A 14,908-nucleotide genomic window follows, 5' to 3' on the forward strand; every position below is an offset into this window, starting at 1 on the left:
TGAGATTTGATGAATATTTGCGGTACAGTATTTTATGAGAATTTCTTTTGATTTTGGCCAAAGCGATAGAATTATTGTGCTTTCAAAATTAACATTTTTATCTAATATAAGTTTTAAGTGTTTTGTTTGGATTTACCGCATTTTATATTTTACTTTATGATATCAAATTAATATCAATCATGTATCAGGAAAAAATCATTAGTCCGCCCTCAGGTTATTTAACCTTCGTATTAAGTCTGGCACTTTTAGGTGCATCAGTTTTTTGTTTTTTTACAGAAGTCTTTCTTTGGGGAGGTATCCTATTGGCCATCAATATCTTCTTAATTTTTCCAGGTTTCTTAATCATCAATCCCAATCAATCGATGGTTTTAACTTTGTTTGGAAAATATACGGGAACGGTTAAGGCTGATGGTTTTTTCTGGGTGAATCCTTTAACGGCAAAAAGAAGACTCTCACTAAAAGCCAATAACCTGAACGGCCAGCAGTTAAAGGTAAACGATAAATTGGGTAATCCGATCGAAATTGCTGCTGTTGTAGTATGGAAAGTTAATGAAACCGCTAAAGCAGTGTTTTCGGTGGAAAACTACATGCAATACGTAAACATTCAAAGCGAAGCTGCCGTACGGCACCTGGCCAATATTTTTCCTTATGATCATTCCGAAGGCGAAGAGACCAGTATCACGCTGAAAGACGGGGCAGAGAAAGTAAGTGAGCTACTGGAAAATGAGTTGAACGAAAGGCTGTCGAGGGCTGGTATTGAAGTTCTGGAAGCCAGGATTTCGCATTTGGCCTATGCTCCTGAAATTGCCAGTGCCATGTTGCAGCGTCAGCAGGCTACGGCAGTTATTGCTGCACGTAAGCTGATTGTTGAGGGTGCTGTGGGAATGGTCGAAATGGCGCTCGAAAAATTATCGCAAAAAGGGATCGTGGAATTGGATGAGGAACGCAAAGCGGCAATGGTGAGCAATTTGCTGGTAGTGCTATGTGGCGATAGACACGTGCAGCCAGTAGTTAATACCGGAACCTTATATAATTAGTATGCATTTCCGGGAGAAACTTTAAGCAATAGCTATGGGGGAGAAAGATAAAAAAGCATTTGTTTTAAGAATAAGCCCTGCCTTACTAAAGGATATTGAGACCTGGGCTGCTGATGAATTCAGAAGCACTAACGGGCAGATTGAATTTTTGCTTACGCAGGCTTTGAAATTGAGAAAAAGAGGGCAATCAAAAGAGGACAAGGTATAACCGATTGAACTGGTATGCTAAAATGACTTTTCACCCGTTAGTTGAAGATAAAAAAATATATAACTTAGTAGCCTAACCAAAAGTTCATAAAATTTTTAATTCATGAAAGAAGTTGTAATTGTATCGGCAGTCAGAACCCCCATAGGAAGTTTTGGAGGTTCATTATCTCAGTTTTCGGCTACACAGCTTGGAGGCTTTGCCATTAAGGCTGCTATTGAAAAGGCAGGCTTACAACCCGCACAAATTCAGGAAGTATACATGGGCAATGTGCTTTCGGCAAACCTAGGACAGGCACCAGCTACACAGGCTGCTAAAATTGCCGGACTTCCTGACCTACCCGCCACTACCATCAACAAAGTTTGTGCTTCAGGCACAAAAGCCATTATGCTTGCTGCCCAGAGTATAGGCAATGGCGATCAGGATATTGTTGTTGCAGGCGGCATGGAAAGCATGAGTAATGTACCCTACTACCTGGATAAGGCCAGAAATGGGTATCGCCTGGGGCATGGTCAGCTAACGGATGGTCTGGTAAAAGATGGGCTTTGGGATGTCTATAACGATTACCATATGGGCTCCGCGGCAGAACTTTGTGCATCGGAGTGTAACATCAGCCGCGAGGATCAGGATAATTTTGCTATTGAATCCTATCGAAGGGCACAAGCTGCGCAAACATCGGGTAAGTTTTCAGGAGAAATCATTCCGATTGAAGTAAAAGACAGAAAAGGTGAAATCACTGTAATAGATACCGACGATGAACCTTATGCTGTGAAGTTCGACAAAATACCAAGTCTTAAACCTGTATTCAAAAAAGATGGAACTGTAACAGCTGCAAATGCTTCGACACTAAACGATGGGGCTGCAGCATTGGTTTTGATGAGCCTAGAAAAAGCACAGGAACTTGGTTTAAAACCCATAGCCAGAATTTTAGGATATGCTGATGCGCAACAGGCACCGGAATGGTTTACTACAGCGCCGTCAAAAGCCATTCCCTTAGCGTTGCAAAAGGCAAACACACCTCTGGCGTCTGTGGATTTCTTTGAAATCAATGAAGCTTTTTCTGTCGTTTCGATTGCTAATAACCAGAACCTGAATCTCAATCCCGAACAGGTAAATGTTAATGGCGGTGCAGTATCCTTAGGCCATCCGTTGGGTGCATCTGGTGCCAGAATTGTTGTAACTTTGTTATCGGTGCTGGAACAAAACAACGGGAAAATAGGTGTTGCCGGAATTTGTAATGGCGGCGGTGGTGCCAGTGCACTGGTTATTGAGAAAATGTATTAAATGAATATCAGATATTATCTCTTCATTATATTGGCGTTGCTGATCGTTGAAGTAAAGGCTCAGCAACACGACCTTAAACTCAACAGTTTACAGGATACCCTTATTAAGATTTCCACAGCCGCAGTTGCTGCTGAAAGTGACGAGGTAAAAACCGAAATTAACGGGCGTTTTGTAAAAACACTTGTAGAGGCTTTAAAAATCCCTAATTCCTTCTCTTATCCATTCGACTTATTGAAAAATGTATCGGTCATTCAATCGCCAGATCGAGCGTTCAGAGTACTGAGCTGGTACCTGAAGCAAAGTAATGGCACTTACCGCTATTACGGAACGATACAGATGAATACGAATAACGGGGCTCTAAAACTTTATCCTTTAATTGATCAGACAGACAATTTTACTGATGCAAATGCCATTAACAATAACCAGAGATGGTATGGCTCCAGGTATTATGAAATTGTGCCGGTTAAGAGTGGGAACCACCTGCCTTATTATGTATTATTGGGCTGGAAAGGGAACAACGAAACCACCACAAAAAAAGTCATCGAAATACTGACATTTGAAAAAGATAACCTTGTTTTTGGTGCGCCTGTTTTTGATGGCAAAGAACTGAAGGGTAAAAACAGAATCATTTTCGAGTATGCTAAATCGAATGCTATGGTTCTTAAAACCGATCAGAAGGCAGGAATGATTGTGTTCGACCACCTGGCTCCTTTTGACCCAGAAATGGTGGGAAGGCCCGAGTTTTACGGATCTGACGGCACTTTCGATGGCTTTAAGTTTATAGGAGGCAGACTGAAATTACAGGAAGAAGTAGAATTGACGAATGAAGCCAATGCAATGGATGAACTCTATGCCGATCCGAAGAAAAATCTAAAGCCCATCAGGAAGTTTTAATTTTTACGATCACCTAACAAGTTCATTACCTTCCGGGTATACTAAATATTTGTGAGTTTGCCAATCACTGACTATATTGCGCCCTGCAAACTAGCTTAAACAACACACAAATTCTGAATTCATAAACTAAAACCAACAAACGTTTTATGCAAACATCTAGTGAAACGACTAGCATTGACCATGATAAGGAGTTAGACCTCCATTTAGCAAGTCAGGGCGTATCAAGTGAGAAACTATTTAGCCATCCCGTAGGTTTATTTGTACTGTTCTTTACTGAAATGTGGGAACGCTTCAGTTACTATGGTATGCGTGCCATTTTAGTTTTATTTTTAATCAGTGATCTAAGTAAAAATGGCTGGGGCTGGCCTCGTCCGGAAGCCCTGCAACTTTATGCATTATATACCGGACTTGTTTATTTTACGCCAATACTGGGCGGATTAATCGCCGACAGATTTACAGGTTACAGAAAGGCTGTTATCCTTGGCGCTGCTATCATGACCCTTGGACATGCTTCAATGGCTCTGGAAGGAATCAGTACCAATTTCTTTTATTTAGGTTTACTACTGCTTATCGTCGGAAACGGATTCTTTAAACCAAATATTTCCTCCATTGTAGGTAAACTCTACCCTCCTATCAGCGATAAAAAAGACAGTGCCTACGCCATTTTTTACATGGGTATCAACTCAGGTGCCTTTATAGGTATGTTAATGTGCGGTTATATTGGCGAAAAAGTGGGCTGGCATTATGGTTTCGGATTAGCGGGAGTTTTCATGCTTTTCGGGATGCTCCAGTTTTACTTTGCACAAAAAATATTCGGTGTAATCGGTGCTGCTGTTGATAAAACCGAAAAAGTAGAAAAAGCAGACCCGACTGTTGTTGAAATCCCTAAACATGTGAGAAGTCAGCGTTTATGGGTGATCGCCATCCTTTCTATATTTACTATTTTCTTCTGGATGGTTTTCGAACAGGCTGGCGGATCTATGACAATCTTCGCCAAGGATTATACGTTGAGAAACCTGACCGGGGGTGCAGCGACAACTTTTAAATGGATTGACAGTATTTTAACCATTTTCCCTTTGGTTGCGGTAACTGTAGTATTGGCCAGTTTAGCTTCTAAAATATTTAAAAAATATCCGGCAACCATTCTGTTTACCCTGTTAAGCTTTGTTATCATCTGGGTTATTGCCATCTGGAAAGTAGACAGAGAGTTAGGTTCTGTAAGCACAGAGGTTCCTGCTTCATGGTTCAGCGTTTTAAACAGCTTTTTCATTGTTTCACTTGCACCAATCTTTTCCAAATTCTGGGAGAGTAAATTTAACCCCAGCGGTCCGGTGAAATTTGGTTTAGGGTTAATATTTGTAGGGATCGGTTTTGCGGGTTTAGCCTACGGTGGATCAGATATCCCTCAGGGCGCTACTTCAGCCCAGGTAAGTTTATTCTGGTTAATTTTTGCTTATTTCTTCCATACTGTTGGTGAGCTTTGCATTTCCCCAGTCGGATTATCTTACGTGAGTAAACTTGCCCCTCCCAATCTGGTAGGCCTGATGTTTGGCGTTTTCTTTACCTGTACAGCGATTGGAAATTACCTTGCAGGTGCAACCGGTTCTTTAATCGATAAAATCAGTGCAGAATATTCTATATCAACCTTCTTCTTAATATTCACTATTATTCCGGTAGTGGCCGGATTCGTGATGTTTGCTATTAGTCCGATATTGCGTAAATGGATGCATGGCGTACACTAGGAAATAAAATAATCTAATTTTTAAAAACCCGCCACTACTGGTGGGTTTTTCTGTTAAAAACTTGTAATGGAAAAAGAAATAACATTAGCGCAGATTCAGAATTTTGAAGGTAAATATCCAAAGCAACTTTGGTACCTGTCACTTGTAGAGATGTGGGAGCGATTCTGTTTTTACGGTATGCGCGGTGTACTCGCCTTTTTCATGGTGGAGCAACTGGGTTTGAGCGACCAGAAATCAAATCTGCAATACGGCGCAATACAAGCATTTGTGTATGCTTTTACTTTTATAGGTGGTATTTTTGCCGATAAAGTATTAGGCTTCAAAAAATCATTATTCTGGGGTGGTTCACTCATGATTTTGGGAAACCTCATCCTCGCCGTTTCTCCGCACGATTTCTTTTATGCGGGCATTACGCTCTCGATCATCGGAACAGGCTTTTTTAAACCCAATATCTCATCCATGGTTGGCGAACTCTACCACGAAAAAGATAACAGAAGAGACGCAGGCTATGGTTTGTTCTACGCGGGAATAAATATCGGCGGTTTGCTGGGAGGCGCCATGTGTATTTACCTGGGCAAGTATTACAACTGGCACTATTGCTTTCTGTCAGCAGCATTGGTGATGATGTTCGGTTTGGGAACCTTTATCTTTACCAAAAAATACTTAGGCCCGATCGGAGATTCTCCTCTGCTTAATCTTGATAAAAAAAAGCGTACGATCTATGAAATTGCAGTTTACATCGGCTCTTTAATATCAATCCCCCTGATCTTCATCATGGTGAAGAATACAGATTATACAGATTATTTTATGTACACCATCGGCATAATAGCCCTGATTTATTTCATCTATGAAACAGCAATGGTACCTACACTGCAGGCGAAATATAAACTGATTGCTGCTTTTATTTTTATATTCTGTTATTTTATTTTTATGGCGATATCTGAGCAAAGCGGCGGCTCGTTGTCTCTTTTTGCAAAAGATAACCTCGATCATAGTCTTGTTTTCCTCAACATCGACCCTAACGTGGTCAACAACAGTGTAAACTCACTCTTTGTGATTATTTTCAGCCCTCTGATTGGTATTTTGTGGATTGGCATGCATAAGCGGAAGATAGAGCCTAATACCGTTGTTAAATTCGGCATCGGTTTTCTGCTGCTGGCACTAAGCTTTTACGTTTTTTATGCCACGCGTTTCTTTGCGAATGCTGAAGGCATTAGTTCATTAAATATTTTCACATTAGCCTATCTCCTGCTTACCCTCGGAGAACTTTGCCTGGGTCCTATCGGCATGTCGATCATCACCAAACTTTCACCGAAAAAGATGTTTGGTATGATGATGGGCTTGTGGTTTTTGTCGAGTGCCTTCGGGCAGCTGGCAGCAGGGAAACTAGGCGCAGAAATGTCGAGTATTGATAATGCTTCATTAATGGCCAAACTGGTAGCTTACACTGAAGGGTATAAGGTTTTAGCATTGTACTCGTTAATCGCCGGAGTTGGACTGATTGTATTTTCACAGTTGGTTAAAAAATTGATGGGCGAGGTTCGTTAAGCTTTATAGCAAAGATTTAATCCGTATTGGACTTCCGGATACGGATTATTCACTTTTAATATTTACTTTCGCAGCTTGAAAGCTACAATGGCTTTCGTTTAAAATAATAATAACCGTGTCAGACAGTTTAGTTATCATCCCTACTTACAACGAAAAGGAAAATATAGAAAAGATTATCCGAAAGGTATTTTCTTTGACTCAGCCTTTTCATGTTTTAATTATTGATGACGGCTCGCCTGATGGCACAGCTGAAATTGTAAAATCTCTGCAAGGTGAATATCAGGATCATTTGTTCATTGAAGAGCGGTCGGGGAAGCAAGGACTGGGCACAGCCTACATTTATGGTTTCAACTGGGCTTTGCAACGGGATTATCAATACATCTTTGAAATGGATGCGGATTTCTCACATAATCCGGACGATCTGGCCCGTTTGCGTGATGCCTGTATACAAGGTGCGGATGTAGCGATTGGATCAAGATATGTAAAAGGTGTTAATGTGGTAAACTGGCCTATGGGCAGGGTGCTGATGTCGTATTTTGCCTCGATGTATGTTCGGTTTATCACCAGAATAAACATTCAGGATGCCACTGCCGGTTTCAAATGCTACCGCAGGATTGTACTGGAAACTATTCCACTGAACAAAATCCGGTTTGTGGGTTATGCCTTTCAGATCGAAATGAAATTTACAGCCATCAAATTTGGTTTCAATGTGGTAGAAGTACCCATCATCTTCACTGACCGGACTGAAGGGACATCAAAGATGAGCACGCGAATTTTCCGTGAAGCATTTTTAGGTGTCATCCAGATGAAAGTAAGTAGCTGGTTCAGGGACTATAACCGGAAATCATCCATCTAAAGTCCTGGATTTCGATGCTCTGATCATTGCTCCATAGTCCTGCCCTTTTTCCATTGCACTAATGGTCATGGTTAGTCTTTTAGTTCGGGTAACTTCTGTTTTAGCCTCATTTATCCATTTAATAAAATAGGCTTGATGTGACTTCGGTTGCCTTAGAAAATGCTCTAATAGTCCTTCCCCGTCGGCAAGGCACATTTCCAGATCTTCGGGCATTTCGATTTTAAATGTTTTATCCTCTTCAAGCCACAACTCAATAGCAGCCCCCGCCTCTTTTTTAAGCTTTCTACGGAGCTCAGACCGCAGCGCAATGATGTAATCCCCCCCGCCCATTGGAATGGTTGCCAGGCCGCTTATTTCAAGTGCATCAATTTTTCCTTTTACCCTAAAGCTTACTTTGCAACCTGCTTTTATTTCATTTGCCGTATCTGCAGGAATGAATACATAACTCCATCCTGTTTTTTCGCCCATTTGCGCGAAGCGCTCTATTTCTGCTTTAAGGTAAATCATGACTAAATCTCAAGGATATCACAAGAGCCAAGATATGAATTAATCGGCTGATATTAGCGAACTGCTACCGGATTCAGATCAATCTCAAGCTTTGCAAACTTCAAAACTTCAATACTTGGAAAACCAAAATCTTCCACTACTTTACCTAAGATCAAATAGCAGCCCTTTCCTTTAAAAGGATACAATGGTGTAGTATTCGGAAAATGGGTGGTATCAAAGAAATCGCCCTGATCATCTATAAAAGTGCCGAACCACATCTTAGTATTTTTGATAGTACGGACAGTTTTCTCACAAACATAATTACCAACCATTTTCACTGTCTGCCCCGCATATCGCTGCAGATCTGCCGCCTTTACGTCACCACGGTATTTGGTTTTCAAAAAGTCGAACATGGTGTAATTTAAGGGAAATCCCAATAGTTCCAGCTCTGCATAGGCATCTTCCAAAGCGGAATTCTCGAGTTCGGGTAACTCATATACACTATGTTCTACACTAAACAGCTCAGCCGTATTGATTAACTTCCGCTGGTGCCCCAGATAGTTATGAATATCCCATAACAGGCTCTTCTTATCTTTGCCCGTAAATCGTAGCGCGCCCAAACGAATCAGTAAAATAGCTTGTTCCAGTGTAATCTGTGTACGCTTCACAAAGTCCTCCAAGTTCTTAAAATTGCCATTTAACCTACGCTCGTGGGGTATTCGTTCGATAAACTTATTTTCCAGACCCTGTATACCGATAAAGCCCAGGTAGGCTTCATTCCCTTTTATATTGACCACCTCATCGCTATAGTTTACACAAGGCAAATGCACCCTGGCGCCTGTTTTCTGTAATTCACGTACATACACCCATCTGCTGTAAAAACCTCCGTAATTGTTCAGTACCGCAACCATGAACTCTTTTGGGAAATAAGTTTTAAGGTAAAGGCTTTGATAGCTTTCTACCGCGAAGGAAGCCGAATGGGCTTTCGAAAAGCTGTAGCCTGCGAACGATGAAACCTGCCGCCAAACCTCTTTAGTCACTTCTTCATCCCGTCCTAATTGTTTCGCGGAATCGAAAAAACGTTGTACCAGTCTATCAAACTCCAGTTTCGACCGGTACTTGCCACTCATGGCTCGCCGCAAGATGTCTGCATCGGCCAGATCCAAACCCGCATAGTGATGACAAATCTTAATCACATCCTCCTGATAAACCATAACACCGAATGTTTCCTGCAATTGCTCTTTCATCACCGGGTGGAGGTATTTGACCTGGTGAGGAGCATGATAACTCTGAATGTACATTTTCATCATACCAGAGCTGGCTACCCCGGGACGGATGATAGAGCTTGCTGCCACCAGCGTAAGGTAATCTTCACAAGTAAGCTTTTTCAACAATTGACGCATGGCCGGCGATTCGATATAAAAGCAACCGATGGGCTGACCTTCCCTGAGCTCTGCGTTCAGTCTCGGGTCGTCCCGAAACATGGGGAAGTTATGAATGTCTACATCCTTACCCTGGTTTTCCTTAACAATACGAACAGCCTCTCTAATGTGTCCTATGCCCCGCTGACTTAAAATATCGAATTTCTCGAAACCAATAAATTCGGCTTCATACATATCCCATTGTACGGTTGGAAAGCCTTTGGGAGGTAAATCCAAAGCAGTATAATAAGTAAGCGGCTCTTCAGAAATTAAGATCCCGCCTGCATGAATCGATCTTTGGTTGGGCATATCTCTCATGAGGCTGTGGACCAGCATTAACTTTTTAAACGTAGGGTTTTGGAGGTTGTCCCTTTCTTTTGTCTGGTCGCTAAAACTGTCAATTTCTTCTTTGGGCAAACCAAGTACTTTTCCTATTTCGCGGATAATTGCCCGGTCTTTAAAAGTACTCATGGTCCCTAAAAATGCTACATGTCCTTTAGGATACCGATCAAATAGGTACCGCTGTATCACCTCCCGTTCATCCCATGAAAAATCGATATCAAAATCAGGCGGACTTGTACGTTTTTCATTTAAAAACCGTTCAAAATACAAATCAAGTTCAATTGGATCGACGTCTGTAATGCGTAAACAATAGGCAACAATGCTATTGGCTCCAGATCCTCTCCCCACATGATAAAAACCGCACTTGTCGATAGCGAAACGAATGATATCAAAGGTAATCAGAAAGTATGCACAGTAATCCAATGCTTCAATTACCCTGAGTTCCTTTTCGATCCTTTCCCTGGCAATACCATGGTCCATCCCATATCTGTATGCTAAACCTTTCAACGCGAGATTGCGAAGCATCAGCCGGTCACCATCCGGACCTGATTTAGTATAAGTTTTTTTATTTTTTGAGCACTTGCCCTTCACCAGGTACTCATCCATGGAGCAACTATCAAATATTCGCCGGGTGTTTTCGAGTATGAAAGGATAGTCGGCAAACTGATGTTCAATCTCTTGTTCTGAAATCAAAACTTCTGCTTCGGAGCATTTATCCGTTTCATCAACTTTAGTTAACAAGGTGCTGGAACTGATTGCCCGTAAGTACTCATGCAGACGATACTCATACTTTCCTGTAACGGTTACCGGGTGCCAAACCACCAGTTTATGCCTGATATTATTCAAAGGATGGGAATACAAAAAATTGAGCTGCTCACGTCGTATCCCTATAAACTCATTTGATTTCAATGTCCGGTCGGCGTTTTTGGAAAAAGGATAAATCACAAAAGCATTTTCGAAAGCGGGTGCGGCTCGTGGAAGTTCTTTCTGATTCAGGTTATGAAAAGTTAAAAACTCGTTGAGCTCCCGCATACCCTCTTTATTTTTCGCTATACCAATGTAAAGTAAAAGGTTATTTAACCGGAATTCAATGCCGGTAAGCGGCTTAATTAAATATGGGTCATTTCCTGCGTGCTGTTCTGTTTTGTCGACCTTGAGTTTTTGCTTTTCGCATTCACGGATAAACTCCATGGCACCCGTTGAATTATTGATATCGGTTAAAACCAATTGGTGAATATCCAATGCGCGGGCCTGACGTACAATTTCATGAACCGGAATGGTTCCATATTTAAGGCTATATGTAGAATGCACGTTTAGAAACATTTCAGTATCAGGTAGTCGGTATCAAGTATCAAGTAGTTATGAGGTCGTGAGTATTTAGTATCAGGTACAAGATATGGTGGGTGATTGAATGATGGGTGGACATTTTAATTAATCCAGCTTCGTTGCTGTTCCCAGGTCAGTATTAATAAAGGTTCTGATCCGCGAGCGTTTCTTTTCTTCCGCCTCCTCGGGGTGATCTGTTGTTGCTTTTTTCTTCCTGGGGTTATATTTAATGACTCTATTATTTTCGTCTTTTAGCGGGGGCTTGACGATGCAGGCTTTCACTACCGATTCTAATCCGTAATGATCCCGTACTTTATCCATTGCCTGATACAAATCGTATTCAACTTCAGACGTATGGTATAAGCCAATCTGCTCAAACCCGCTCACCAGATGAGACAGTTTTACCCCGATCAGGCGCAACATCATCCGGCGGGAATAGAGTCGCTCAAACAAGTCGTGCGCTTTTGCGGTCAGGAATGAATCCAGCGCAGTGTAGGGAATCCGCGCCTGCTGGGTAACCGTTTCGAAATTCGAGTACCGGATCGTAACCGTAATGCAGGCTGTAAGTTTCTGCTGGCTCCTTAGTTCGTAGGTTAAATTGGTAACCATCCCACTTAGTATAGCTTTCATCTTCGAAATATCCATACTGTCACTCTCAAAAGTTGTTTGGGTACCGATTGATTTTCGTTCCCGGTAAGGCACTACGGGTGAAAGATCAATTCCGTTGGCTTTTTGCCAGATGCCCAAGCCATGCTGACCCAGAATCTTAAACATCAAATCCTGCGGAACTTCTGCAAGTGTTTGTATTTTGCGTACGCCCATCTCACTTAGTCTTTTATAGGTTGAATCGCCAATGCCCGGTATTTTATGTACGGCCAGGGGATTCAGAAATGAGCGTACTTCAGGCAACGGAATTTTGCGCTCTCCATTGGGTTTACACTCATTGGTTACGATCTTTGAAACCGTTTTATTAACAGATAAACCAAAAGATATCGGTAAGCCGGTTTCTTTAATGATGGTTTGGCGCAATTCGGAAGCAAATTTCATGGCCCCAAAGAACTTGTCCATTCCGGTCATGTCGATATAGTGTTCATCGATGCTCGCTTTTTCGAAAAGCGGGACTTTATCCGCAATAATCTCTGTGATTTCGTGAGAAGCTTTCGAATAGTCTTCCATATTCCCGCGGACAAATATGGCCTGGGGACAGAGTTGCCGGGCCATCCTTCCTGGCATAGCGGCATGTACGCCAAACTTACGGGCCTCATAACTACACGAGGTAACCACTCCCCGGTCAGATCCGCCTCCAACAATAACAGGCTTTCCAAGCAGGCTGGGATTTTTCCTTAATTCCACAGATACAAAAAAGGCATCCTGATCCATGTGTATGATATGTTTATCAGTCTGGTTCATATCATCAGCGTTTAAATGTTAAGAATAATTTTACAATCAAAATTACTAATTTTATTAGCTTTTATATCGAAGATAAGTTCCTGAATTATCCACAAAATACTAACATTTTTAGCTTTATGTTTTTTATTCCGAATGTTGGTGCATAAAAAATGCCCTGATATCGCTATCAGGGCATTTCAATATTTATGCTATTAGTCTTATTTATTGCTTAACGATTTTAAACTCCGTTCTTCTATTTAACTGGTGATCAGCATCGCTGCATTCTACACCGTTGCTACACTTGTTCAACAGTTGCGTTTCGCCGTAACCTTTAGCCGTGATCCGGTTTTTAGCAATGCCTTTTGATATGATATACTGAACGGCAGATTCTGCTCTTTTTTGCGATAAGCTCAGGTTATAGCCATCTTTTCCGCGGCTATCGGTATGCGAGCCCAGCTCAATCCAGATCGTTGGGTTTTCAAGCAAAATCTTAACCAGTTTATCCAGTTCAACCGCTGCATCCGGACGAATATTCCATTTGTCGAAATCGTAGTAAATATTTTCCAATCTGATCCCTTTCATCAACTCAATTGCTTCAAGGTATAAATCCTGTTTCAACACTTCCGAGGTTGTTAAGCCAATGGTGGCCAGGTTTTCTACATCAGATCGGTAAGCAGTTTTTTCGGCAGAGACATTGTACTCAGATTCTTTCGCGAGATTAAACTCATAGAATCCGTTTTCATCAGTTTCAGTTTTGATTACGGAGCCATTCACTTTAGAAAGTGTAACCACCGCTTCCGTTAATGGATCGCTGGTTTTACGATCGAAAACCCGTCCTTCCAGTTTAAAAGCCAATATTGCTTTCTGATCTATCGAATAAATATCATCGCTACCAACTCCACCTTCACGGTTTGAAGACAGGTAAACAATGCCACCTTTTTCATTCAGACTGAAACTAAAGTCATCCTGCGGAGAGTTAAAGGGGTAACCAAGATTCTCTATCACACCGATCCCACCTCCTTGTCTTAAAGCCTGGTATACATCCAGTCCGCCCATACCCACTCTGCCATCGCTTGAAAAATAAAAATTATCTTTCTCATCGAAAACCGGACTGCGTTCGTTACCGGGTGTATTGACCTCTTTCAGGTTAATTGGTTTTCCCCATTCTCCTGCATCCGTTTTCAGGCAAACGTAGATATCCGTTCCACCTAAGCCGCCAGGCATATTAGAGGCAAAGTACAGACTATTGCCGTCGGTGGTGATAAACGGATCTCCAACAGAATACTCGTTCACATTATTGTAAGCGAAAGATACCGGTTCGCTCCAGCTACCATCTGCGGATTTGGTACTACTGAATATTTCAACGTTAACCGTTGTGGGTTGTTTTTTCAAACGTTCCAGTTCGTCGGTAATGCGGGTGAGTGTAAAATACATGGTTTTTCCATCAGCAGTAAAACTTGCTGAACCCACGTGATATCGTGTACCTGTTTTGATTGGAAATAATGCCAGACTATCTTTAGAAGAGGCTTTATAATATAATTTGAGGTAGCCATTTCCCGTCCAGCCATATACATTAGCATTGGGCTCTTTGGTGCCATCAAATCGTAAGAACGGGCGGCTTTCGTTAGATTCCAGTTTACTGTTTGAACGGTCGGATGTAAAAACTACACCATTCTGATATTTGAAAGCTCCCCAGTCTGATTGTGTACTGTTTAATTCCTTTTGATTGATTAGCTCTACTTTTTTTGGATTCCTGATCCATTTTATTGCTGAATCACATGAACCGATCCACACTGCCTGTTGCCGCTCGGGCACATCTTTTTTTTGCTCAATATAATTCAGGTACTGCACTTTTGCTTCGCTGTATTTTGAATTATTCTGGAGTGCCTTTGCGTAACCTAAAGTATTTTCAGGCTTACTGCCAGCCATTTTTGAGGCGATTGCGAACCAGCTTTCGGCCTGTTTGTAATTATACATATTGGCATAGGCGATTGCCAAACGTTCGGCAGCGTGTAAAGTTTCTTTCTTTTTATAGGCTTGCTCGTATAAATCGGCCGCCTTGCTGTAGTTAAACAACTCAAATTGTTTATCAGCATCCTTGATTACATATTGCGCTTGCGCAGAGAATCCGGTTGCAAATAAACAATATGCCGAGAAGCAGGTACCTATTAAAATTTTCTTCATTATAATTGATTGGATAATTTAGCTAATGTACAGAATTTAAGTTTTAAAACACCCTTGGTGTGGCCAGGCGGATGTTTTGCTTGATGAATGAATAGGCAATCGAGATTTCGTGAGTACCTCCGCTATAGCCCTGTAATGGACCAATCGAGAAATCATAGCCATAACCAATCCTGATTTTTTCTGATGGGAAGATC

12 protein-coding genes are annotated in these 14,908 nt (G+C 41.6%); 7 read left to right on the top strand and 5 right to left on the bottom strand.

Annotated features, from left to right (window positions below):
* Window positions 1-179 precede the first annotated feature (179 nt).
* From R2Q80_RS11835 to R2Q80_RS11865, 7 genes are all read left to right on the top strand, one after another.
* Window positions 180-1,037: an SPFH domain-containing protein gene (locus R2Q80_RS11835; protein ID WP_316799815.1), complete on the top strand. Its 858-nt coding sequence runs from the start codon at window positions 180-182 to the stop codon at window positions 1,035-1,037.
* A 34-nt stretch (window positions 1,038-1,071) separates the two neighbouring features.
* Window positions 1,072-1,245 carry an Arc family DNA binding domain-containing protein gene (locus R2Q80_RS11840; RefSeq protein WP_082120747.1) on the top strand — a complete coding sequence of 58 codons (174 nt, stop codon included), beginning with the start codon at window positions 1,072-1,074 and terminating at the stop codon, window positions 1,243-1,245.
* 102 nt (window positions 1,246-1,347) lie between these two features.
* The gene (locus R2Q80_RS11845) at window positions 1,348-2,526 is read left to right on the top strand and encodes an acetyl-CoA C-acyltransferase (RefSeq protein ID WP_316799816.1); all 1,179 of its coding nucleotides are present in this window, start codon (window positions 1,348-1,350) and stop codon (window positions 2,524-2,526) included.
* Window positions 2,527-3,420, top strand: a complete 894-nt coding sequence (locus tag R2Q80_RS11850; RefSeq protein WP_316799817.1) for a hypothetical protein — start codon at window positions 2,527-2,529, stop codon at window positions 3,418-3,420.
* A gap of 146 nt (window positions 3,421-3,566) precedes the next feature.
* On the top strand, window positions 3,567-5,162 hold the full coding sequence (locus tag R2Q80_RS11855; protein WP_082120746.1) for a peptide MFS transporter: 1,596 nt from the start codon (window positions 3,567-3,569) through the stop codon (window positions 5,160-5,162).
* 66 nt (window positions 5,163-5,228) lie between these two features.
* Window positions 5,229-6,710, top strand: coding sequence for a peptide MFS transporter (locus R2Q80_RS11860; RefSeq protein WP_316799818.1), 1,482 nt, complete (start codon window positions 5,229-5,231; stop codon window positions 6,708-6,710).
* Between the two features lie 115 nt (window positions 6,711-6,825).
* Window positions 6,826-7,566, top strand: coding sequence for a polyprenol monophosphomannose synthase (locus tag R2Q80_RS11865; protein WP_316799819.1), 741 nt, complete (start codon window positions 6,826-6,828; stop codon window positions 7,564-7,566).
* On the opposite strand, the gene R2Q80_RS11870 is transcribed toward R2Q80_RS11865, so the two are convergent.
* The 5 genes from R2Q80_RS11870 to R2Q80_RS11890 form a co-directional block, all read right to left on the bottom strand.
* Window positions 7,555-8,073 carry a YdeI/OmpD-associated family protein gene (locus R2Q80_RS11870; protein ID WP_316799820.1) on the bottom strand — a complete coding sequence of 173 codons (519 nt, stop codon included), beginning with the start codon at window positions 8,071-8,073 and terminating at the stop codon, window positions 7,555-7,557. The two genes, R2Q80_RS11865 and R2Q80_RS11870, sit on opposite strands and share 12 nt — an antisense overlap.
* Before the next feature lie 53 nt (window positions 8,074-8,126).
* Window positions 8,127-11,126: a DNA polymerase III subunit alpha gene (dnaE, locus tag R2Q80_RS11875; RefSeq protein ID WP_316799821.1), complete on the bottom strand. Its 3,000-nt coding sequence runs from the start codon at window positions 11,124-11,126 to the stop codon at window positions 8,127-8,129.
* 120 nt (window positions 11,127-11,246) lie between these two features.
* Window positions 11,247-12,551, bottom strand: a complete 1,305-nt coding sequence (dinB, locus tag R2Q80_RS11880; RefSeq protein WP_316799822.1) for a DNA polymerase IV — start codon at window positions 12,549-12,551, stop codon at window positions 11,247-11,249.
* A gap of 201 nt (window positions 12,552-12,752) precedes the next feature.
* Window positions 12,753-14,714: an OmpA family protein gene (locus R2Q80_RS11885; protein ID WP_316799823.1), complete on the bottom strand. Its 1,962-nt coding sequence runs from the start codon at window positions 14,712-14,714 to the stop codon at window positions 12,753-12,755.
* A 43-nt stretch (window positions 14,715-14,757) separates the two neighbouring features.
* Window positions 14,758-14,907, bottom strand: a complete 150-nt coding sequence (locus tag R2Q80_RS11890) for a type IX secretion system membrane protein PorP/SprF (protein ID WP_316799830.1) — start codon at window positions 14,905-14,907, stop codon at window positions 14,758-14,760.
* Between the last annotated feature and the right edge of the window lies 1 nt (window position 14,908).

The organism is Pedobacter frigidisoli, assembly GCF_032678525.1.
In the GTDB taxonomy this organism is placed as follows: domain Bacteria; phylum Bacteroidota; class Bacteroidia; order Sphingobacteriales; family Sphingobacteriaceae; genus Pedobacter; species Pedobacter frigidisoli_A.

Excerpts from the sequence above, each read along its gene's own strand:
- dinB (WP_316799822.1), bottom strand. The coding sequence starts at position 12,551 with ATGAACCAGACTGATAAACATATCATACACATGGATCAGGATGCCTTT.
- R2Q80_RS11840 (WP_082120747.1), top strand. The coding sequence starts at position 1,072 with ATGGGGGAGAAAGATAAAAAAGCATTTGTTTTAAGAATAAGCCCTGCC.
- R2Q80_RS11885 (WP_316799823.1), bottom strand. The coding sequence starts at position 14,714 with ATGAAGAAAATTTTAATAGGTACCTGCTTCTCGGCATATTGTTTATTT.
- R2Q80_RS11860 (WP_316799818.1), top strand. The coding sequence starts at position 5,229 with ATGGAAAAAGAAATAACATTAGCGCAGATTCAGAATTTTGAAGGTAAA.
- R2Q80_RS11835 (WP_316799815.1), top strand. The coding sequence starts at position 180 with ATGTATCAGGAAAAAATCATTAGTCCGCCCTCAGGTTATTTAACCTTC.
- R2Q80_RS11855 (WP_082120746.1), top strand. The coding sequence starts at position 3,567 with ATGCAAACATCTAGTGAAACGACTAGCATTGACCATGATAAGGAGTTA.
- R2Q80_RS11870 (WP_316799820.1), bottom strand. The coding sequence starts at position 8,073 with ATGATTTACCTTAAAGCAGAAATAGAGCGCTTCGCGCAAATGGGCGAA.
- R2Q80_RS11850 (WP_316799817.1), top strand. The coding sequence starts at position 2,527 with ATGAATATCAGATATTATCTCTTCATTATATTGGCGTTGCTGATCGTT.
- R2Q80_RS11845 (WP_316799816.1), top strand. The coding sequence starts at position 1,348 with ATGAAAGAAGTTGTAATTGTATCGGCAGTCAGAACCCCCATAGGAAGT.